The following is a 19,584-nucleotide window of genomic DNA, read 5'->3' on the forward strand; positions in this document are numbered from 1 at the left end:
GATATTTACCGGGGCAACCGTCAATCGCTTATGCCAAAAGGTACTTAGGCCAGCACAATTAGTTCTTAATTTGGCCTGGGACGCATACCGTAAAGTGACGTCGTTTACGCGGCCAGACCGTCCGGCCGCTTGAGTGAGGAGTCTTATCGTGAGCGAGCGTTCCAGCCATTGGCAATTGCAGACCATAGTCAGTCAACTGCGTGATGCCCGCGACCAGTGGCGTACCCGCAACGGGCGGGTCAGTGGTGAGCAGGGTGGTCGGGAACTGCCGTCGCGCGCGGCCATGGCCGAGATTCTCGAGGCGCTGTGTGGGGCCTTGTTCCCGATGCGCCTGGGCCCGGTGGACCTGCGCGAAGAAAGCGAGGACTTCTACGTCGGCCACACCCTGGACGCGGCCCTCAATGCGCTGCTCGCCCAGGCTCGACTGGAGCTGCGTTATGCCGCGCGCCAGAGCGGCGAGGCGGACGAAGACGTCAACGCCAGGGCCATCCGCATCATCCAGGATTTCGCCCTGGCCCTGCCGGGGCTGCGGGTGTTGCTCGATACCGATGTGCTGGCCGCCTACCATGGCGACCCGGCGGCGCGCAGCGTCGATGAAGTGCTGCTGTGCTACCCGGGCATCCTGGCGGTGATCCACCATCGCCTGGCCCACCATCTGTATCGCGCCGGCCTGCCGCTGCTGGCGCGGATCAGCGCGGAAATCGCCCACTCGGCCACCGGCATCGACATTCACCCGGGGGCGCAGATCGGCCGCAGCTTCTTCATCGACCACGGCACCGGTGTGGTGATCGGCGAGACCGCGATCATCGGCGAGCGTGTGCGCATCTACCAGGCGGTGACCCTGGGCGCCAAACGCTTCCCGGCGGACGAGGACGGCCAGTTGCAGAAGGGCCACCCGCGCCACCCGATCGTCGAAGACGACGTGGTGATCTACGCCGGCGCGACCATCCTCGGGCGCATCACCATCGGCAAGGGCTCGACCATCGGCGGCAACGTCTGGCTGACCCGCAGCGTGCCGGCCGGGTGCAACCTGACCCAGGCCAACCTGCAGCATGACGATGGGTCGCAAAAATAAGCCGAGGTGCTTGCATCATGTAGCCGCTGCCGCAGGCTGCGATCGCCCCGAGAGGGGCGCCGCTCTGGGGGCTTTTGCAGGCCCTGCGGGCCTTGGCGCAGCCTTCGGCAGCGGCTACAGAAATCGGCTTATTTAACGCTGAACGATTCCCTCCGCCATACATCAGACCTTTCTTAAAACCTGCGAAATCAGGCGACCGCCGAGCCCGGCGATTAGTCCTTGCGCGCCTATCCGTGTTTAACTTGAACGCTTGTTCAAGTTAAACCGGCAGCTCGCTGCCCGCTCACAACAGGAGGCTTACCTTTGCTGAGTCCGATCTTTTCAGCCGCGTTTTACCCCCTCGAGGTGCACGTTTCATGAGTGCATCGTCCATTCCCGCCAGCGGCCTGATCCGCATGAATCCGCCGGTGTTCTACTTCGCCGCGAGCTTTATCCTGGCCTTCGGCCTGGTGGTCATTGCCCTGCCGGAACAAGCCGGCGCCTGGTTGCTGGCCGCGCAAAACTGGGCGGCCAATACGGTCGGCTGGTACTACATGCTGGCCATGACCCTGTACCTGATCTTCGTGGTGGTCACCGCCTTGTCCGGCTACGGCAAGATCAAGCTCGGTGCCGACCACGACGAACCGGAATTCAGTTACCTGTCCTGGGCCGGCATGCTGTTCGCCGCCGGGATCAGCATCACGCTGTTTTTCTTCTGCGTGTCGGAACCCCTGACCCACATGCTGCAACCGCCCCAGGGCGAGGCCGGGACCGCGGATGCGGCGCGCCAGGCCATGCAGATTCTCTTCCTGCACTGGGGCCTGCATGGCTGGGGTGTGTTCGCCTTCGTCGGCATGGCCCTGGCGTATTTCGCCTACCGGCATAACCTGCCGCTGGCCCTGCGTTCGGCGCTGTACCCGCTGATCGGCAAGCGCATCAACGGCCCCATCGGCTACGCGGTGGATGGCTTCGGCATCATCGCCACGGTGTTCGGCCTCGGCGCCGACATGGGCTTTGGCGTGCTGCACCTCAACTCCGGCCTGGATTACCTGTTCGGTATCGCCCACACCCAGTGGGTCCAGGTGGGCCTGATCAGCCTGATGATGGGCGCGGCGATCATTGTCGCGGTGTCCGGCGTCGACAAGGGCGTGCGGGTGATGTCCGACATCAACATGCTGCTGGCCTGTGCGCTGCTGCTGTTCGTGTTGTTCGCCGGCCCCACCCAGCACCTGCTCAACACCCTGATCCAGAACCTCGGCGATTACCTCGGCGCCTTGCCGACCAAGAGTTTCGACCTCTACGCCTATGACGAACCCAGCGACTGGCTGGGCGGCTGGACCGTCTTCTACTGGGCCTGGTGGATCGCATGGTCGCCGTTCGTGGGCCTGTTCATCGCGCGGATTTCCCGTGGCCGGACCATCCGTGAATTCGTGTTCGGCGTGCTGCTGATTCCCCTGGGCTTCACCCTGGCCTGGATGTCGATCTTCGGTAACAGCGCCATCGACCAGGTGCTCAACCACGGCATGAGCGCGCTGGGCATGTCGGCCATCGAGAACCCTTCGATGACCCTCTACCTGCTGCTGGAAACCTACCCCTGGAGCAAGACTGTCATCGCCGTGACGGTGTTTATCAGCTTCGTGTTCTTCGTCACCTCGGCCGACTCCGGCACCGTGGTGCTCTCGACCCTGTCGGCCAAGGGCGGCAATGCCGATGAAGACGGGCCGAAATGGCTGCGGGTGTTCTGGGGCGCGATGACCGCGCTGGTCACCAGCGCGCTGCTGTTCGCCGGCAGCATCGACTCGCTGAAGTCGGCGGTGGTGCTGACCTCGCTGCCGTTCTCGATGATCCTGCTGCTGATGATGTGGGGGCTGCACAAGGCTTTCTACCTCGAGTCGCAGAAGCAGATCGCCCAGCTGCATTCGCTGGCGCCGGTCTCGTCGTCCTCGCGGCGCGGCAAGGGCGGCTGGCGCCAGCGCCTGAGCCAGGCGGTGCATTTCCCGTCGCGCGACGAGGTCTATCGCTTCCTCGATCAGACGGTGCGCCCGGCCATCGAAGAAGTGACCGCGGTGTTCGTCGAGAAAGGCTTGAACGTGGTCACCCAGCCGGACCCGGCCAACGACAACGTCAGCCTGGAAATCGGCCATGGCGACCAGCATCCGTTCGTCTACCAGGTGCAGATGCGCGGCTACTTCACCCCGTCCTTCGCCCGTGGCGGCATGGGGCCCAAGGAAATGCGCAACCGGCGTTACTACCGGGCCGAGGTGCACCTGGCCGAGGGTAGCCAGGACTATGACCTGATGGGCTACACCAAGGAGCAGATCATCAACGACATCCTCGACCAGTACGAACGCCATATGCAGTTCCTGCACCTGGTGCGTTGATCGCGGGCGGTGGCGTTTGTGCCACCGTCATCGCGGGCAAGCCTCGCTTCTACAGAAGACCTCGTGCTTCTGTAGGAGCGAGGCTTGCCCGCGATCAGGGCCCTCAGGCCCGGCTCAATACCGTGAACAACACCAGCGCCGCCACCGGCACGCCGAATACCACACTGCCGACCGCCAGCTCCGTGCTCAGGGGCTGGCCGGCGTGGACCATCCCCACCGCGCCGTTGATCACCGTCAGCGCCAGCCAGAGCACGACGAAACTGTAGGCCAGGGTCTGGCGACCGAGGCCGAGCTTTTCGCCGATAAACAGCATCAGCGCCAGGAGAATCAGGCCGAAGCAAGTGATGATCGCGGTGTGCATGATGAAGTCCTCATGGGCGGAATTCAGGGGTGAGCCCAGGGTCGATGGCGGTTCAAAGCTCCCGACCTAGAGTGTGGTCCAGGGAGTAGCGTCCTGCTCCGCGAAAAGCGAAGGCCGGGATCGGCAGGGTGTTGGACGAAACGGGCGAGTCGGTGGTCGGGCGCATGAGTGTCTCCGCGAATAAGCCGGTGGAAAGCACCGATGGCCCGGGGAGTGCCCGGGCCACCCATGCCGTTGTTTCAGCGAACGGCGGGCTTGAGCAGGTCTTCCAGGCCGATGCGGCGGAACATCTCGGCGCGCACCCGGTCGGCCATGGCATTGACGATTTCGGCACCGTCCTGGGACGGGTCGATATGCCGGCGCAACGGCCGGGAGCCGAAGGGCAGGCCGACGATCTCGACGATGGCCTTCGCGACCTCGGTGACATCGGCGTCAGCCGGCTCCAGGGCGGCCAGGCCGTTGAGTGCCTGCTCCGGCACACCGGCATAGGGGCCCTGGTTGTACTCGGCGGCGCGGGCCTGGTCGGCCGGGGCTCCGGAGTGCGCGAAGTGGTTGGTGCCCTGGGTGAAGGCGCCCGGCACGATGATCGAGGTCTCCACGCCCCAGCGCGCCAGCTCCCCGGCATAGGACACCGCCAGGGAGTCCATCGCCGCCTTGGCCGCGAAGTACGGCGCCAGGTAGGGCGGGGTGCCGCCACGGGCGCTGCTGGAGGATACCCACAGCACCAGCCCCCGGCCCTGCTTGCGCAGTTGCGGCAGGGCCGCGCGGTTGACCCGCTGGGTGCTCAGTACGTTGATGTCGTAGAGCTGGGCGAACTGTTCGGCGGTGAAGGCTTCGGCGGGGCCGAATGCCATGTGCCCGGCATTGTGGATGATCACATCCAGCCGGCCGCAGTCGGCGACTATCCGGGCGACACCGGCCTCGACCGAGGCGCTGGAGGCGACGTCCAGTTCGACGCTGCGCAAATCGACCCGGTGCTCGTCGGCGTAGCGCCGCACCTCGGCCACTTGCGGCGCATTGCGGCCCAGGGTTTCACGCATGCTGGCGTAGACGATGTGGCCGGCGTCGGCGAGGGCGCGGGCGGTCAGGGCGCCAAAACCACTGGAGGCGCCGGTAATCAGGATGACGGATTGCATGGCATTGGTCTCTTCAGGTGAGGGTGGTTTCAGGCACGCCGGGGCAGGCGTTGTTGTACGGCGTGGGACAGTCAGCCGGCGAAGGTGCCCAGGGTTCCTTCGACCGTCGGTGAGGTGGCTCAGACGAGCCCGCCGTTGGCGCGCAGGACCTGCCCGTTGACCCAGGCCGAATCAGGGCTGACCAGGAAGGACACGACGCGGGAAATATCTTCGGGTTGAGCCAGGCGCTCCAGCGGGGCCATCTTGGCGAAACCCTGGATCTGCTCTTCGCTCTTGCCGTGCAGGAACAGGTCGGTGGCCACCGGGCCCGGTGCCACTGCATTGACGGTGATATTGCGACCGCGCATTTCCTTGGCGAACACCTGGGTCAGGGACTCCACCGCCGCTTTGCTGGCGATGTACACCGCGTAACCCGGCAGGTTCATGCCGACGGTGCTGCTGGAGAAATTGACGATGCGCCCGCCGGCGTTCAGGCGAGTCGCGGCTTCACGCAGGGTGTTGAAGGTGCCGCGAGCGTGGATGTTGAAGTTCTGGTCGAACAGTTCGTCCGTGTGTTGCGCCAGCGGCAGGACCTTGAGGGTGCCGGCGTTGTTGATCAGCACGTCGACCTTGCCCAGTTGGGTTTCGGTCTCGTCGAACAGGCGGCGCACATCATCGGCGTTGGCCACGTCGGCCTTGATCGCTATGGCCCGGTGGCCGGCCTGGCGCAGCTCCACCACCAGGGCTGAGGCTTCGCTGGTGCTGTTGGCGTAGTTGATGGCGACGGCGAAGCCTTCGCTGGCCAGTTGCCGGGCGATCACCGCGCCGATGCCGCGGGAGGCGCCGGTCACGATGGCAACTTTCGAAGTCTGGGTAGTCATGGCGAATTTCCTTCTGGGTAACGAGTGATTGGCTGTGGTGTGGAAGCAGATTCACATGTTTACCCAGGGTGATAAATGCGCCAGAGTTGGCTTGACTGTTCAATAATCGCCAATAATCAATGAGCCCTGGAGCCCGTCGTGGATCAAGTCAAAGCGATGAAGGCGTTCGTGCGGATCTACGAGCGCAGCAGCTTCACCCTGGCCGCCGAGGACCTGAACCTGCCGCGCGCCACCCTGACCCATACCCTCAACCAGTTCGAGGCCTGGCTCGGTACCCGCCTGCTGGAGCGCAGCACCCGCCGAGTGCGCCCGACCCTCGACGGCGAGGCCTATTACCAGCGCTGCGTACAGCTGCTGGCGGAGCTGGAAGAGGCCGAACTGGCGTTTCGCACGGTGGCGCCGAAGGGGCGTTTGCGGGTCGACCTGCATGGCACCCTGGCCAAGTACTTCGTGATTCCGGCCCTGCCCGAATTCATGGCGCGCTATCCGGAAATTGAGCTGTCCATCAGCGAGGCCGATCGTTTTGTCGACCTGATCGCCGAAGGGGTGGACTGCGTGTTGCGCGCCGGCACCCTGGGCGATTCGTCGCTGATCGGCCGGCGCGTGGCCAACTTGCAGCAGATCACCTGCGCCAGTCCGGCCTACCTGCGCAAATACGGTGAGCCATCGAGCCTCGACGAGCTGTCGCGGCACCGGGCGGTGAACTACGTCTCACGCACCACGGCCAAGCTGTTTCCGTTCGAATTCATGGTCGATGGCGAACTGCGGGAAGTCGCCATCGAGGGCGCGCTGTCGGTGTTCGGCGCGGAAATCTATGCTGCCTCGGCCGTGGCCGGGCTGGGCATCATCCAGTGCCCGCGCTACCGCATGGCACAGCAGATTTCCCAGGGGCTGGTGCAGGAGATTCTCACCGACACGCCGCCGCCACCCATGCCGGTTTCCGTGCTGTACCCGCACAACCGCCACATGTCGCCGCGGGTGCGGGTGTTCGTCGACTGGCTGGCGGAGGTTTTCGCCAGGGCGGTCTGAGCAGGGCAGCGCCGGTCATCGCTGCTTTCTGTATTGATTGTCTGGATGTGTATAGTGTGTATTGTTCGCCTTTGACTGTGTACGGTGGCTTTTCGGGACGTATCGAAAGGACACGGCAATGCGCAGTCGGGAACTGATCAGGATGATCGAGGAGGACGGGTGGTATCTGATCGCGGTCAAAGGCAGTCATCACCAATACAAGCATCTGCACAAGCCGGGGCGGGTCACTATTCCCCACCCGGATGCGGATCTGCCCAAGGGCACGATCCACAGCATCTTGAAACAGGCGGGCCTGAAATGAGGCCGGCCTTGAACGAAGAGGTCAACGAGATGAAATTCCCGGTCGTGCTGCACAAGGATGCCGACTCCGGATATGGCGTGATCGTCCCCGATGTGCCGGGCTGTTTTTCCGCCGGCCATACCGCGGCAGAAGCCTTCGAGAATGTGAAAGAGGCCCTGTCGCTGCATTACGAAGGCCTGGTCGCCGATGGTGAACCGCTGCCCCAGGTGCATGAGGTCGACGTGCATATCGACAACCCCGATTACGCCGGTGGCGTGTGGGGCATGATCGAGTTCGACATCACGCCTTACTTCGGCAAGGCGGTGCGCTTCAACGCCACCCTGCCGGAGCAATTGCTGGAACGCATCGACCAGACGGTGAAGCGCGACCAGCGCTACCGCTCGCGTTCGGGCTTTCTCGCGGCTGCCGCTTTACGCGAACTCTCCGCCTAGGCATTGCCCGCCCCCATGGTTCCCATGGGGGCATGCCTGGCCTCTGTCCCTCGATATTTTCCTCTACCACCCAGGCTTTGGAACCCTTTGTTTCGGCCCGGCAGGGTGGCGTTTTAGCGTCTATAAACAACGGGTGCAGCGCCTTGTTCGATGCCGCCATTCCTGGTTTTCCAGGCGGTGCAGCACCGCCAGGGCCTTGTGTTTCCTGGGTTTTGTCCGCTGATCCGGCTTCCGGTCGACGGCGTCATTTAGCCGGGATTTTCATCGGCTGAGCTTCCCCTCCAGCTACGATTTCGTACTGTGGTACGTGGTACGTAATTAAATATTTCGACAGTAATATCTATTTCCTGTTTTCGAACATCCGATTTGGGCAATAGCGCGGTGCCAATGCCACGTTCGAGCGTTCCGCCAGCGGGTGTCAGATCGTTTCTGTCATTGGCCACTCCTGCAGTGGCCGCGAGCGCGCCTGGGCGTATGCTGGGCAACTTTCTGGCGTTTGGCTGATTCATATGCTGCAAGGGCGCTGCCCCACACCCATGTGCATTCGCTTAAACCTGGGCGTTCAGGACCAAGAGAGGATTCGATGACTTACCTTGCTGCCGAAAACCGCTACGACTCCATCCCCTACCGCCGCGTCGGACGCAGCGGCCTGGTGCTGCCGGCGCTGTCCCTGGGCCTGTGGCACAACTTCGGCGACAGCACGCCGATCGACACCCAGCGTTCGTTGCTGCGCACCGCCTTCGACCTGGGCATCAACCACTTCGATCTGGCCAACAACTACGGCCCGCCCTATGGCAGCGCCGAGATCAATTTCGGTCGTTTGTTGCGTGAAGACTTCAAGCGGTATCGCGACGAGCTGATCATCTCCAGCAAGGCCGGTTGGGATATGTGGCCCGGTCCGTATGGCCAGGGCGGTGGCTCGCGCAAATACGTGCTGGCCAGCCTCGACCAGAGCCTGCAGCGCCTGGGCCTCGACTATGTGGATATCTTCTATTCCCACCGCTTCGACCCGGACACCCCGCTGGAAGAAACCGCCAGCGCCCTGGCCACCGCGGTGCAGCAGGGCAAGGCGCTGTACATCGGCATCTCGTCCTATTCCGGGGTGAAAACCCGCGAGATCGCGGCCCTGCTCAAGGAATGGAAAGTGCCGCTGCTGATCCACCAGCCGGCCTATAACCTGCTCAACCGCTGGGTGGAAAAGGACCTTCTGGACACCACCGAAGAACTCGGCGCCGGGGTGATTGCCTTCACGCCGTTGGCCCAGGGCCTGCTGACCGACAAGTACCTCAATGGCATTCCCGAGGATGCGCGGGTCAACCGTCCGGGCGGTGGTTCGTTGCAAGCCTCGCACCTGTCCGAGGCCAACCTCGCCCATGTGCGCGGCCTCAACGAAATCGCCCAGCGTCGTGGCCAGAGCCTGGCGCAACTGGCTCTGGCCTGGACTCTGCGCGATCCGCGGGTGACCTCGGCCCTGATCGGCGCCAGCCGGCCGGAGCAGATCGTCGAGAACGTCGGTGCATTGCAGAACCTGAACTTCAGCGCCGAAGAACTGGCAGAGATCGATCGTTTTGCCCGCGAAGGCGGGATCAATCTGTGGGAGAAGCCTTCAACCGCGGAATAGAGCCTGCCGTCATGTTGTAAGGCTGCCGCGGCTTCTGTAGGAGCCAGGCTTGCCGGCGATCGCGGCGGTGTGTTGTGTCAGGCATGCCGCCATCGCGAGCAAGCTGCGCTCCTACAGGGGATCTGTGTCGGACTGGACTCTGTGGCCGTTCAGATTTCGAGTGGCAGCCAGGGGTTGATAACGATCAACCCGGTGTCGCTGAAGTCCTTGGCGTTACGGGTGGCGATAGCCGCGTCGTGGACGCGGCATATGGCCGCAATTTGCGCATCCACCAGGCTGATCGGACGCCCCAGGCTTTCCCGGTGCGAAATCAGATGGGCGTAGTAAAGAGCCGCCTGGGTCCCGAAGGGCACGATGCGGTCGATGAAATCTTCCTCGAACATCGCCAGCGCCGACGCATGGAGCATTTGTTTGCGCTTGCCGTGGGGCAGGCGCGCGATGCCGTGAAGAATCTCGGCCATGGTCATGGCGCTGATGTAGAGGTCTTCGACAGGTTGCGCTTCGATCCACAGCAATACCGATGCGTCCGGTTGGGGACGCATCAGTTCCGACAGCACATTGGTGTCGAGCACGATCATTCGCCCAGATCCACCACGCGTGCCGGCTCGGTACGTTCTGGCAGCTCAAGCTTCACTCCGCCGGCCTCGGCAAAGCGTGCCCGGATACGACTGGCCAGGCCTTGGCTGTCGGCTGTTCTGCTCAGGGCGCGGCGCAAAATCAAGCGAGCTTCTTCTTCCATGGAGTGGCCGTTGTGAGCGGCCTCGATGCGCAGGCGCTCTTTGATGTGGTCGTCCAGGTTTCGGATTGTCAGGCTGGCCATGGGCTCCTCCGAATGAAATCAATGCAATCATTGATAGCATAGCCGTGCATCATCGAGGGTGGGCAACCGCTTGTCGCTTGGTGACGCCGCAATCACCCGCCAGTCCTGCTGTAGTCATGAGTATCGGTTATCGGAAAAACGGCACATCCCCGAGAATCGTCGCGCGGTGCATCACGCGGCGTTGCGGGCGGTAGTCGTCGACCGCGTAATGCTGGGTCACGCGGTTGTCCCAGAAGGCCACGTCGTTGATTTGCCAGCGCCAGCGGATGGTGAATTCCGGGCGGGTGGCGTGGGCGAACAGCAGTTTCAGGATGACTTCGCTTTCGCTGTCCGACAGCTCGTTGATCCTGGTGGTGAAGCCTTCGTTGACGAACAGCGACTTGCGCCCGCTGACCGGATGGGTGCGGATCACCGGGTGCGACAGCGGCGGGTTTTTCCGCTTGGCTTCTTCCCAGCGCGCCAGGTCCTGCGGAGTATTGCCGAAGCGCTCCAGGGGGAAGGACTTGATGAACTCGTGAGTCGCGGTCAGGCCTTGCAGCAGGTTCTTCATCGGCTCCGAGAGCGCCTCATAGGCCGCGATGCCGCTGGCCCACAGGGTATCGCCACCGTATGCCGGCAACAGCTTGGCGCTGAGCACCGCGCCCAAGGCCGGGGTCGGCAGGAAGGTCACGTCGGTGTGCCAGATGGCGTTGTCGCGTACGTCGGTTTGCGCGGTGTCGAGGATCAGTACTTGCGGCTGTTCCGGCACGTTGGGGTAGATCGGATGGATATGCAGGTCGCCAAAGTTCGCCGCGAAGCGCGCCTGTTGCTGTGGGTCGATCGGTTGGTCGCGGAAGAACAGCACCTGATGCTGGAGCAGCGCCTGCTCGATGATGTCGCGCTGTTCGCTGGCCAGCGGTTGGCTGATATCGACGCCGCTGATCTGGGCGCCCAGGGCAGAGCTTAAAGGGGTGATGGTCAGGCTCATGTCGTTCTCGAAGTCAGGTGTGGCTACAGGGCTACAGGGCTACAGATACAGGGTTTCAATGGGCCTGGCCGTGCCAGGGCACCAGCTTGCGCTGCAGGGCGCGCAGGCCCATTTCCATGGCGAAGGCGATCAGGGCGATGACCAGGATCCCGAGTACCACCACATCGGTGACCAGGAACTGCGCGGCGGACTGCACCATGAACCCCAGGCCGCTGGTGGCGGCGATCAGTTCGGCGGCGACCAGGGTCGACCAGCCCACCCCGAGGCCGATGCGCACGCCGGTGAGGATGTCCGGCAGGGCGCTGGGCAGGATCACATGGCGAATCAGCTGGGCCCGGGTCGCGCCCAGGGACTGCGCGGCGCGCAGCCGGGTCGGGTCCACGGTGCGTACGCCGGTGGCGGTGGCGATGGCGATCGGGGCGAAGATCGCCAGGTAGATCAGCAGCACCTTGGACAGCTCGCCGATGCCGCACCAGATGACGATCAGCGGCAGGTAGGCCAGGGGGGGAATCGGCCGGTAGAACTCGATCAGCGGGTCCAGCACGCCACGGGCGATGCGGTTGTGGCCGATGGCGATGCCCACCGGAATCGCGCTCAGCACGGCAAAACCCAGGGCCAGGCCGATGCGTCCGAGGCTTGCGCCCAGGTGCTGCCACAGGGTGGAATCCATATAGCCGCTGGTCACCAGCAGCCAGCCCTTTTGCAGCACGGCGGAAGGTGGCGGCAGGAACAGTGGTTCGATCAGGCCGCTGGCCGTCACCGCCCACCATAGGGCGAGCAGCACGACCAGGGTCAGCACGCTGATCCAGCGGGTGCTCAGGCTGCGGCGCAGGGGCACCGCGGTGTGCGGGTTAGCGGCTTTGGTCGTGGTGGCCGGGAGGTCGTAGCTGTTCATGCGCGCTCCTGCCGCAAGACGGCACTGCGTTGGGAGAACACCCGGGCCAGCACGTGTTCGCGGGTCTCGATAAAACCTGGGTCGGACTTGATTGCCCGGGCCGATTCGCCGGCCGCGTAACGCCGGCCGAAGTCCAGGCTCAAGCGCTCGACGATTTGCCCCGGGTTGGGAGCCAGCAGGATCAGGTCGGTGGCGAGGAACACCGCTTCCTCGATGTCGTGGGTAATCAGGAACACCGGCTTGGCGGTGCGTTGCCAGACCTGCAGCAACAGCTCCTGCATCTGCTCGCGGGTGAAGGCATCGAGGGCGCCGAAGGGCTCGTCCATCAGCAGCAGCCGCGGGTCGGCGGCCAGGGCGCGGGCCAGGCCCACACGCTGGCGTTGTCCGCCGGAGAGCTGCCAGATGCGCCGCTTGTCGAAGCCGGCCAGGTCCACCAGCGCGAGCATTTCCCGGGCGCGGGCTTCGCGCGGGTCGCGGGCAATGCCGGCCAGTTCGAGGCCGAAGCCGACATTGGCCAGCACGTCCTGCCAGGGCAGCAGGGCATCGTCCTGGAACACCACGCCGCGTTCGGCGCTCGGGCCGGCGACCGGCACGCCGTCCAGGGTGATACGTCCGGCGCTGGGTTCGACGAAACCGGCGATCAGGTTCAGCAACGAAGTCTTGCCACTGCCGGAAGGGCCGAGGGCGACCAGCAACTGCTGGGGCCCGAGCGTCAGGGAAATATCCGCCAGCACCGGTTCGGCGGCGCCGGGGTACTGTGCGCTGATGCGCTCCAGTTGTAGCAAAGCCATGACGGCGCGCTCCTTGTTCAAATGCAGCCTTTGTCGAGGTGAGATGCTGTACGAGAAGCGCCGGGCCTGGGCCCGGAGACCTCTGCGGCTGACCTTCAGTGGGTGATGTACTTGGCGCTGACGTATGGCGCGTAATCCGGCAGTACCGCCTCGACCTTGCCCTGTTCCTTGAGGAAAACCGCGGTGTCGGTGATGGCCTTGGTGGTCGGCGCGCCAAGGCTGATGACCTGGTCGGCCGCCAGCGGGTAGACGTTGCCCTGCAACAGCAGCGGAATGTCGCTGGCCTTGGCGCCGGAGAGTTTCACCAGCTTGTCGACGTTGCTCTGCTCGGCCAGCCAGGCTTTTGGGTCCTTGCGGTAATCGGCGTAGGCGTCGAGGGTCACCTTGGCGAAGGCGGTAACGATTTGCGGGTGCTTCTCGGCGAAGTCCTTGCGCACGATCCAGGCATCGAAGGTCGGCGCGCCGAACCGGGCCAGTTCGCCGGAGGTGATCAGCACCTTGCCGTTTTCCTTGGCCACGCCCAGCGCCGGGTCCCAGACGTAGGTGGCGTCGATGTCGCCGCGCTTCCAGGCAGCGATGATCGCCGGTGGCGCGAGGTTGAGAATCTGTACTTTCGCCGGGTCGATTTTCCAGTGCTTGAGCGCGGCCAGCAGGCTGTAGTGACCGGTGGAAACGAAGGGCACGGCGACTTTCTTGCCGACCAGGTCCTGGGGCGTGTTGATCCCGGATCCATCGCGGGCCACCAGGGCCTCGGCGGCGCCGATCTGGGTGGCGATGAGGAAGGTTTCCACCGGCACCTTGCGGGTGATCGCGGCGGTCAGCGGGCTGGAGCCGAGGTAGCCGATCTGCACGTCACCCGAGGCGATGGCGGCGATGATGTCGGCGCCGTTGTCGAACTTGCGCCAGTCGATCCTGGCCTGGGTGGCCTTTTCGTAGGTGCCGTCGGCCTGGGCGACTTTCGCCGGATCGACGGTGGTCTGGTAGGCGACGGTGACGTCGGCTGCCTGGGCGAACAAGCTCGCGGTAGCCAGGGATACGGCCGCCAGAAGGCGAAGGGGAAAGTGCATTTTCATCATGAAGCTCCTCGACAGGCGGCCAAGTGTGGGCGTGGGAGGAGACTAAATGATCTAAGAATCTAAAAATAAATAACTTTTTAGAATTAGCTTAAAAGAGGAATCTTCTAAAGAGAGCACTTTTTTGAAGGGGAGCGCTTTGCGCTCCATCGCGAGCAAGCTCGCTCCTACAGGACAGTACTGTGTAGGAGCGAGCTTGCTCGCGATACAGGCGGCGCGGTGTGTCAGTTACTGATTGCCAGGATGCTCGCCTGGTACGAGCCGACAAACACGTCGAAATCACCGACCTCGTTGCGTTCCAGCTCGGCCTGTTGCAGCAGGGAGCTGCGCGCGGCTTCTTCGAAACGCGCCTGGTCTTCCTTGCTCAGGGGCTCGCTGCGGAAGAACTCGGCGTGGGCCAGGCTCTGGCGCAGGGAGAACTGGCTGAAGCTTTCCTTGTGCTCCTGCATGGCGGCCAGGACCTGGGCCGAAGGCGTCAGGGACGAATCCTTGACCTTGGCCAACTGGGCGTCCAGCGCCTTGCCGTGGGCGTCGCTGCCGTGGCTGCGATCGAGCAGGGCGGCCAGCGGTGCGATCTTTTCCAGCAGCTCGCCGGCCCATTCCTTGAGCTCCACCAGTTGTCCCTGGCGCAGCAGGTGCAGGCCCGGACGACGACCTTCCTTGACCACTTTGAGGAAGTTCGAGGTGGCGTTGCCGCACTCGTTGTTTTCCAGCAGCGGACTCTCGTTGAGCGCGCAATACAGCAGGAAGGCGTCGAGGAAGCGGGCTTCCTGCACGTCGATGCCCATCGGCAGGAACGGGTTGATGTCCAGGCAGCGCACTTCGACGTACTGGATGCCGCGGGCCATCAGCGCCTGGATCGGCCGCTCGCCGGTGTAGGTCACGCGTTTCGGGCGGATATTGGAGTAGTACTCGTTTTCGATCTGCAGGATGTTGGTGTTGAGCTGGACCCACTCGCCGTCCTGGTGGGTGCCGATCTCCACGTAAGGCGCGTACGGCGTGGCGACGGCCTTGCGCAGGCTGTCGGTGTAGCTGTTCAGGTCGTTGTAGCAAGGGGTCAGGCCGGCCTGGGCGTTGCTCTGGTAGCCCAGGTCGCTCATGCGCAGGCTGGTGGCGTACGGCAGGTACAGGGTGTCGGCGTCCAGCTGTTCCAGCTGGTGCGAGCGCCCGCGCAAAAAGCCTGCATCCAGCGCCGGCGAGGCGCCGAACAGGTACATCAGCAGCCAGCTGTAGCGGCGGAAGTTGCGGATCAGCGCGATATACGCCGAGGACTGATAGTCACGGTCGCTGCCGACGAAACCTTCGGCCTGCTTGAGCAGCGGCCAGAGCTGCTCCGGCAGGGAGAAGTTGTAGTGGATCCCGGCGATGCACTGCATGGTCTTGCCGTAACGCAGGGCCAGGCCCTTGCGGTACACGTACTTGAGCTGGCCGATGTTGGAGCTGCCGTAATAGGCGATCGGGATGTCTTCCTCGGCCGGCAACGGGCACGGCATCGATGGACTCCACAGGTACTCGTTGCCGAGCTTGCTGTAGGCGAAACGGTGAATCTTGTCGAGGCTGGCCAGAGTGTCTGCCGGATCGGCCAGGGCCGGAGTGATGAACTCCAGCAGCGACTCGGAATAATCGGTGGTGATCTGTTCGTTGGTCAGCGCGGAACCCAGCTCTTCCGGGTGCGGGGTCTGTGCCAGTCGCGCTTCGCCGGTCACGCGCAGGCATTCGCGCTCGATACCGTGCAGGCACTGCTCGAGCAGAGAGAGGTTAGCGCGCTCGCCGAGCAGAGCCAGGCGGCGGTTGAGAAGTTCGCTCAAGTTGGATTCCTTCACGCGTCAGTCGCCCCAATATGGGGGTGGGCAGGACGGTCTACAAGGGTGAAGTTGAAACTGGCGTTTTCGCCTGGTCGTTGAGCCTTGCCGGCCCGCTTTGCAACGCCATTGCTTCATCCTTGATCTGGCTCTTGCACGCGCAAAAAAACTCCGGCGCCGTGTGTGCAGCGCCGAAATTAACTCAAATCGAGGTTGAGGGGCTATAGAACAGCGAACGTGCCTTGTGCTTTAGCGACCAGTTTGTCGCCTTGCATCACATCGGCCTCGACCACCAGGGTGCGGCGGCCCGGGTGGAGCACCCGGGCGTGGCAGACCACGTCGCCCTCGGCGACGGCGCGGATGTAGTTGATCTTGCACTCGATGGTCGCGCTCTGCTGGTCGAAGCCGTGGGAGCTGGAACAAGCCAGCCCCATGGCAATGTCGACCAGGCTGAAGATCGCCCCGCCGTGCAGCTTCTGGCCACGATTGCGCAACTGCGGCGTCAGCGTCAGGGCGACGTCGGCTGCACCGACTTCCAGACGCTGCAGACGGCAGCCGATCAGTTGGCTGAACGCGCTTTCGGTCAAGCCGGCCGGGATCTCCATCAGCGTTTCTTCAACTGCTTGGCGTTGGCGAACAGCGACGCCATGGCGTTGTTGGTCGGGGCCGCGGCCACGGTTTCCTTGCGCGGGGAGCTGTTGCCTGACGAGCGTGGCGCCGAGCCTGGGCGCGAGCCACGAGCGCCGTCGATCTTCTCGCCCGGGGTGTCGCTCATGCGCATCGACAGGCCGACGCGTTTGCGCGGGATGTCGACTTCCATGACCTTGACCTTGACCACGTCGCCGGCCTTCACCGCCTCACGCGGGTCCTTGATGAACTTCTCCGACAGCGCCGAGATGTGCACCAGGCCGTCCTGGTGCACGCCGATGTCGACGAAGGCGCCGAAGTTGGTGACGTTGGTCACCACGCCTTCGAGGATCATCCCCAGTTGCAGGTCCTTGAGGTCTTCGACGCCTTCCTGGAACTCGGCGGTCTTGAACTCGGGACGCGGGTCGCGGCCCGGCTTGTCCAGTTCCTGGAGGATGTCGGTGACGGTCGGCAGGCCGAAGGTCTCGTCGGTGAACTTCTTCGGATCCAGGCGCTTGAGGAAACCGCTGTCGCCGATCAGCGAGCGGATGTCGCGGTCGGTCTCGGCGGCGATGCGCTGCACCAGCGGGTAGGCTTCCGGGTGTACCGCGGACGCGTCCAGCGGGTTGTCGCCGTTCATCACGCGGAGGAAGCCGGCGGCCTGTTCGAAGGTCTTTTCACCCAGGCGGGCAACCTTCTTCAGCGCGGCGCGGGTCTTGAACGCACCGTTTTCATCGCGGTGGCTGACGATGTTCTGCGCCAGGGTGGTGTTGAGGCCGGAGATCCGCGCCAGCAGGGCCACGGACGCGGTGTTGACGTCCACGCCGACGGCGTTCACGCAGTCCTCGACCACCGCATCCAGGCCACGGGCCAGCTTCAGCTGCGACACGTCGTGCTGGTACTGGCCGACGCCGATGGATTTCGGATCGATCTTCACCAGCTCGGCCAGCGGGTCCTGCAGGCGGCGGGCGATGGACACCGCGCCACGGATCGACACGTCGAGGTCGGGGAATTCCTTGGCGGCCAGTTCCGACGCCGAATACACCGAAGCGCCGGCCTCGGAGACCATGACCTTGGTCATGCGCATGGCCGGGTATTTCTTGATCAGCTCGGCGGCCAGCTTGTCGGTTTCCCGGCTGGCGGTGCCGTTGCCGATGGCGATCAGGTCCACCGAGTGCTTGGCGCACAGCGCGGCCAGCACGGCGATGGTCTGGTCCCACTTGTTGTGCGGTACGTGCGGGTAAACGGTGGCGTGGTCCAGCAGCTTGCCGGTGGCATCCACCACCGCCACCTTGCAGCCGGTGCGCAGGCCCGGGTCGAGGCCCAGGGTCGCGCGCGGGCCGGCCGGAGCGGCCAGCAGCAGGTCGTGCAGGTTGTGGGCGAAGACGTTGATCGCCTCGGTTTCCGCGCTATCGCGCAGCTCGCCCAGCAGGTCGGTTTCCAGGTGGGTGTAGAGCTTGACCTTCCAGGTCCAGCGCACCACTTCGCCGAGCCACTTGTCGGCCGGGCGGTTCTGGTTCTGGATGCCGACCTGCTGGCCGATCATGCCTTCGCACGGGTGCATGGTGCCCGGCAGTTCGTCGCCGACTTTCAGCGCGGAGCTGAGGATGCCTTCGTTGCGGCCACGGAAAATCGCCAGGGCGCGGTGCGATGGCATGCTCTTGAGCGGTTCGTCGTGTTCGAAGTAATCGCGGAACTTGGCGCCTTCCTCTTCCTTGCCGGCGATCACGCGGGCACTGAGGGTGGCTTCCTGCTTGAGGTAGTTGCGCAGCTTGTCCAGCAGGCTGGCGTCTTCGGCGAAGCGCTCCATGAGGATGTACTTGGCGCCTTCGAGGGCGGCCTTCACATCGGCCACGCCTTTTTCCGCGTCGACGAAGCGCGCGGCTTCGCTTTCCGGGGTCAGGCTCGGGTCGTTGAACAGGCCGTCCGCCAGTTCGCCGAGGCCGGCTTCCAGGGCGATCTGGCCCTTGGTGCGGCGCTTCTGCTTGTACGGCAGGTAGAGGTCTTCGAGGCGGGTCTTGGTGTCGGCGAGCTTGATGTCGCGGGCCAGCTCCGGGGTCAGTTTGCCTTGCTCCTCGATGCTGGCGAGGATGCTGATGCGCCGTTCGTCGAGTTCTCGCAGGTAGCGCAGGCGCTCTTCCAGATGACGCAACTGGGTGTCATCGAGGCTGCCGGTCACTTCCTTACGGTAGCGGGCGATGAAGGGCACGGTGGAGCCTTCATCCAATAGAGCGACGGCCGCTTCGACCTGTTGTGGGCGTACGCCGAGTTCCTCGGCAATGCGGCTGTTGATGCTGTCCATAAAACCACCTGACAAATTGTGAAGCAGGCTCGCCGGCACGGAAAATTGGCCTTGGCGAGTCTGGTTGAGCGGCCTGGCGTGCGCCGCTGCCTGGATCAAAAGGCTGCCTGTTGACCCGTGAAATCGAACAATTACTGCCTGGCCGGGAAAAATAAAAAGTGGCCACGGGCGGTAACGATCAGACGTTGCCTGACACAAAAGGCGGCGCATTATAACCAGCGTTCCAGTCTTCGGGGGTATCGGCCCACTGGCGGCCGACGGCGGGTTTTCTGGCGGTAGAGGAAAAATCTGCTAACAATGCACACGGTGCGTATAACGGCAGCTACGCCATAATGCGCACCGAGATAAAAGGAGCATCTGATGAGCAGCACTGCACAAACTGCCGAAGGCGAAAAAATTCTTATCGTTGACGATGACCCCGGGCTGAGCAGCCTGCTGGAGCGCTTCTTCGTCAGCAAGGGCTACCGTGCCCGCGCGGTTCCCAACACCGAGCAGATGGACCGTCTGCTGGGTCGCGAAGTCTTCAACCTGGTCGTCCTCGACCTGATGCTGCCTGGCGAAGATGGCCTGACCGCATGCCGCCGCCTGCGCAGTGCGAACAACCAGATCCCGATCATCATGCTCACCGCCAAGGGCGACGAGCTGAGCCGCATCAAGGGCCTGGAACTGGGCGCCGACGATTATCTGGCCAAGCCGTTCAACCCCGACGAGCTGATGGCGCGGGTCAAGGCCGTGCTGCGTCGCCAGTCGGCTCCGGTGCCGGGCGCGCCGGGCAGCGAAGACGAAAACGTCACCTTTGGCGACTACGAGCTGTCCCTGGCCACCCGCGAACTCAAGCGCGGCGCCGAAGTGCACATGCTCACCACCGGTGAGTTCGCGGTGCTCAAGGCCCTGGTGATGAACGCTCGCCAGCCGCTGACCCGCGACAAACTGATGAACCTGGCCCGTGGCCGCGAGTGGGATGCCCTGGAGCGCTCCATCGACGTGCAGATCTCCCGCCTGCGCCGGATGATCGAACCTGATCCGTCCAAGCCGCGTTATATCCAGACGGTCTGGGGCGTGGGTTATGTGTTCGTGCCGGATGGCACCACCACCAAGTGACCGATGATTTGTAGGAGCGAGCGCCCGGGCCG

The 19,584-nt window shown here is 63.9% G+C and carries 19 protein-coding genes; 7 read left to right on the forward strand and 12 right to left on the reverse strand.

Annotation, left to right across the window (positions count from 1 at the left end; translation table 11 throughout):
* Positions 1-148: 148 nt before the first annotated feature.
* Positions 149-1,075 carry a serine O-acetyltransferase EpsC gene (gene epsC / locus PMI20_RS04665; protein WP_007925302.1) on the forward strand — a complete coding sequence of 309 codons (927 nt, stop codon included), beginning with the start codon at positions 149-151 and terminating at the stop codon, positions 1,073-1,075.
* A 395-nt stretch (positions 1,076-1,470) separates the two neighbouring features.
* The gene (betT, locus tag PMI20_RS04670) at positions 1,471-3,435 is read left to right on the forward strand and encodes a choline transporter BetT (protein WP_177323790.1); all 1,965 of its coding nucleotides are present in this window, start codon (positions 1,471-1,473) and stop codon (positions 3,433-3,435) included.
* 103 nt (positions 3,436-3,538) lie between these two features.
* Here betT and PMI20_RS04675 read toward each other — a convergent pair whose 3' ends face one another.
* The 3 genes from PMI20_RS04675 to PMI20_RS04685 all read right to left on the reverse strand — a co-directional run bounded on the left by PMI20_RS04675 (position 3,539) and on the right by PMI20_RS04685 (position 5,792).
* Positions 3,539-3,796 carry a hypothetical protein gene (locus tag PMI20_RS04675; RefSeq protein WP_007925299.1) on the reverse strand — a complete coding sequence of 86 codons (258 nt, stop codon included), beginning with the start codon at positions 3,794-3,796 and terminating at the stop codon, positions 3,539-3,541.
* Positions 3,797-4,035: 239 nt separating this feature from the next.
* Positions 4,036-4,932 (reverse strand): SDR family oxidoreductase, encoded by an 897-nt coding sequence (locus PMI20_RS04680; protein WP_007925288.1) that lies wholly within the window; start codon positions 4,930-4,932, stop codon positions 4,036-4,038.
* Between the two features lie 119 nt (positions 4,933-5,051).
* Positions 5,052-5,792, reverse strand: a complete 741-nt coding sequence (locus PMI20_RS04685; protein ID WP_007925287.1) for an SDR family oxidoreductase — start codon at positions 5,790-5,792, stop codon at positions 5,052-5,054.
* A 138-nt stretch (positions 5,793-5,930) separates the two neighbouring features.
* On the opposite strand from PMI20_RS04685, the gene PMI20_RS04690 reads away from it, so the two are divergent.
* The 4 genes from PMI20_RS04690 (at position 5,931) to mgrA (ending at position 9,174) form a co-directional block, all read left to right on the forward strand.
* Positions 5,931-6,821, forward strand: a complete 891-nt coding sequence (locus PMI20_RS04690) for a LysR family transcriptional regulator (RefSeq protein WP_007925286.1) — start codon at positions 5,931-5,933, stop codon at positions 6,819-6,821.
* A gap of 118 nt (positions 6,822-6,939) precedes the next feature.
* Complete coding sequence (locus PMI20_RS04695) at positions 6,940-7,122, forward strand: type II toxin-antitoxin system HicA family toxin (protein WP_007925285.1); 183 nt, start codon at positions 6,940-6,942, stop codon at positions 7,120-7,122.
* Positions 7,123-7,151: 29 nt separating this feature from the next.
* Positions 7,152-7,553 carry a type II toxin-antitoxin system HicB family antitoxin gene (locus PMI20_RS04700; RefSeq protein ID WP_009041686.1) on the forward strand — a complete coding sequence of 134 codons (402 nt, stop codon included), beginning with the start codon at positions 7,152-7,154 and terminating at the stop codon, positions 7,551-7,553.
* Between the two features lie 583 nt (positions 7,554-8,136).
* The gene (gene mgrA / locus PMI20_RS04705) at positions 8,137-9,174 is read left to right on the forward strand and encodes an L-glyceraldehyde 3-phosphate reductase (RefSeq protein WP_007925283.1); all 1,038 of its coding nucleotides are present in this window, start codon (positions 8,137-8,139) and stop codon (positions 9,172-9,174) included.
* 149 nt (positions 9,175-9,323) lie between these two features.
* On the opposite strand, the gene PMI20_RS04710 is transcribed toward mgrA, so the two are convergent.
* The 9 genes from PMI20_RS04710 to PMI20_RS04750 all read right to left on the reverse strand — a co-directional run bounded on the left by PMI20_RS04710 (position 9,324) and on the right by PMI20_RS04750 (position 18,451).
* Positions 9,324-9,752, reverse strand: coding sequence for a type II toxin-antitoxin system VapC family toxin (locus tag PMI20_RS04710; protein ID WP_007925281.1), 429 nt, complete (start codon positions 9,750-9,752; stop codon positions 9,324-9,326).
* Positions 9,749-9,994, reverse strand: a complete 246-nt coding sequence (locus PMI20_RS04715; RefSeq protein ID WP_007925278.1) for a FitA-like ribbon-helix-helix domain-containing protein — start codon at positions 9,992-9,994, stop codon at positions 9,749-9,751. Before PMI20_RS04715 ends, PMI20_RS04710 begins: the two co-directional genes overlap by 4 nt.
* A 127-nt stretch (positions 9,995-10,121) precedes the next feature.
* Complete coding sequence (gene tauD, locus PMI20_RS04720; protein WP_007925276.1) at positions 10,122-10,961, reverse strand: taurine dioxygenase; 840 nt, start codon at positions 10,959-10,961, stop codon at positions 10,122-10,124.
* A gap of 55 nt (positions 10,962-11,016) precedes the next feature.
* Positions 11,017-11,856 (reverse strand): taurine ABC transporter permease TauC, encoded by an 840-nt coding sequence (gene tauC, locus PMI20_RS04725; protein ID WP_007925274.1) that lies wholly within the window; start codon positions 11,854-11,856, stop codon positions 11,017-11,019.
* Positions 11,853-12,647, reverse strand: a complete 795-nt coding sequence (gene tauB / locus PMI20_RS04730) for a taurine ABC transporter ATP-binding subunit (protein ID WP_007925267.1) — start codon at positions 12,645-12,647, stop codon at positions 11,853-11,855. The genes tauC and tauB overlap by 4 nt, the downstream gene beginning before the upstream one ends.
* 95 nt (positions 12,648-12,742) lie before the next feature.
* A complete protein-coding gene (gene tauA / locus PMI20_RS04735; protein ID WP_007925265.1) occupies positions 12,743-13,720 on the reverse strand; it encodes a taurine ABC transporter substrate-binding protein in 978 nt (325 codons plus the stop codon).
* Positions 13,721-13,944: 224 nt separating this feature from the next.
* The gene (gshA, locus tag PMI20_RS04740; protein WP_007925263.1) at positions 13,945-15,528 is read right to left on the reverse strand and encodes a glutamate--cysteine ligase; all 1,584 of its coding nucleotides are present in this window, start codon (positions 15,526-15,528) and stop codon (positions 13,945-13,947) included.
* A gap of 215 nt (positions 15,529-15,743) precedes the next feature.
* Complete coding sequence (locus PMI20_RS04745) at positions 15,744-16,127, reverse strand: PaaI family thioesterase (protein WP_007925261.1); 384 nt, start codon at positions 16,125-16,127, stop codon at positions 15,744-15,746.
* A complete protein-coding gene (locus PMI20_RS04750) occupies positions 16,127-18,451 on the reverse strand; it encodes a Tex family protein (protein WP_007925259.1) in 2,325 nt (774 codons plus the stop codon). Before PMI20_RS04750 ends, PMI20_RS04745 begins: the two co-directional genes overlap by 1 nt.
* 360 nt (positions 18,452-18,811) lie before the next feature.
* On the opposite strand from PMI20_RS04750, the gene ompR reads away from it, so the two are divergent.
* Positions 18,812-19,552: an osmolarity response regulator transcription factor OmpR gene (gene ompR / locus PMI20_RS04755; RefSeq protein ID WP_007925257.1), complete on the forward strand. Its 741-nt coding sequence runs from the start codon at positions 18,812-18,814 to the stop codon at positions 19,550-19,552.
* The last annotated feature ends 32 nt before the right edge of the window (positions 19,553-19,584 follow it).

Origin of the sequence: Pseudomonas sp. GM17 (assembly GCF_000282175.2) — a bacterium.
In the GTDB taxonomy this organism is placed as follows: domain Bacteria; phylum Pseudomonadota; class Gammaproteobacteria; order Pseudomonadales; family Pseudomonadaceae; genus Aquipseudomonas; species Aquipseudomonas chlororaphis.

What these genes read in the sequence shown, in the direction of transcription:
- PMI20_RS04715 (WP_007925278.1), bottom strand. Translation starts at nt 9,994, where the DNA reads ATGGCCAGCCTGACAATCCGAAACCTGGACGACCACATCAAAGAGCGC.
- PMI20_RS04685 (WP_007925287.1), bottom strand. Translation starts at nt 5,792, where the DNA reads ATGACTACCCAGACTTCGAAAGTTGCCATCGTGACCGGCGCCTCCCGC.
- PMI20_RS04680 (WP_007925288.1), bottom strand. Translation starts at nt 4,932, where the DNA reads ATGCAATCCGTCATCCTGATTACCGGCGCCTCCAGTGGTTTTGGCGCC.
- tauC (WP_007925274.1), bottom strand. Translation starts at nt 11,856, where the DNA reads ATGAACAGCTACGACCTCCCGGCCACCACGACCAAAGCCGCTAACCCG.
- PMI20_RS04675 (WP_007925299.1), bottom strand. Translation starts at nt 3,796, where the DNA reads ATGCACACCGCGATCATCACTTGCTTCGGCCTGATTCTCCTGGCGCTG.
- betT (WP_177323790.1), top strand. Translation starts at nt 1,471, where the DNA reads ATGAATCCGCCGGTGTTCTACTTCGCCGCGAGCTTTATCCTGGCCTTC.
- tauB (WP_007925267.1), bottom strand. Translation starts at nt 12,647, where the DNA reads ATGGCTTTGCTACAACTGGAGCGCATCAGCGCACAGTACCCCGGCGCC.
- PMI20_RS04695 (WP_007925285.1), top strand. Translation starts at nt 6,940, where the DNA reads ATGCGCAGTCGGGAACTGATCAGGATGATCGAGGAGGACGGGTGGTAT.
- PMI20_RS04750 (WP_007925259.1), bottom strand. Translation starts at nt 18,451, where the DNA reads ATGGACAGCATCAACAGCCGCATTGCCGAGGAACTCGGCGTACGCCCA.
- tauD (WP_007925276.1), bottom strand. Translation starts at nt 10,961, where the DNA reads ATGAGCCTGACCATCACCCCTTTAAGCTCTGCCCTGGGCGCCCAGATC.
- PMI20_RS04745 (WP_007925261.1), bottom strand. Translation starts at nt 16,127, where the DNA reads ATGGAGATCCCGGCCGGCTTGACCGAAAGCGCGTTCAGCCAACTGATC.
- mgrA (WP_007925283.1), top strand. Translation starts at nt 8,137, where the DNA reads ATGACTTACCTTGCTGCCGAAAACCGCTACGACTCCATCCCCTACCGC.
- PMI20_RS04700 (WP_009041686.1), top strand. Translation starts at nt 7,152, where the DNA reads ATGAAATTCCCGGTCGTGCTGCACAAGGATGCCGACTCCGGATATGGC.
- ompR (WP_007925257.1), top strand. Translation starts at nt 18,812, where the DNA reads ATGAGCAGCACTGCACAAACTGCCGAAGGCGAAAAAATTCTTATCGTT.
- tauA (WP_007925265.1), bottom strand. Translation starts at nt 13,720, where the DNA reads ATGAAAATGCACTTTCCCCTTCGCCTTCTGGCGGCCGTATCCCTGGCT.
- PMI20_RS04710 (WP_007925281.1), bottom strand. Translation starts at nt 9,752, where the DNA reads ATGATCGTGCTCGACACCAATGTGCTGTCGGAACTGATGCGTCCCCAA.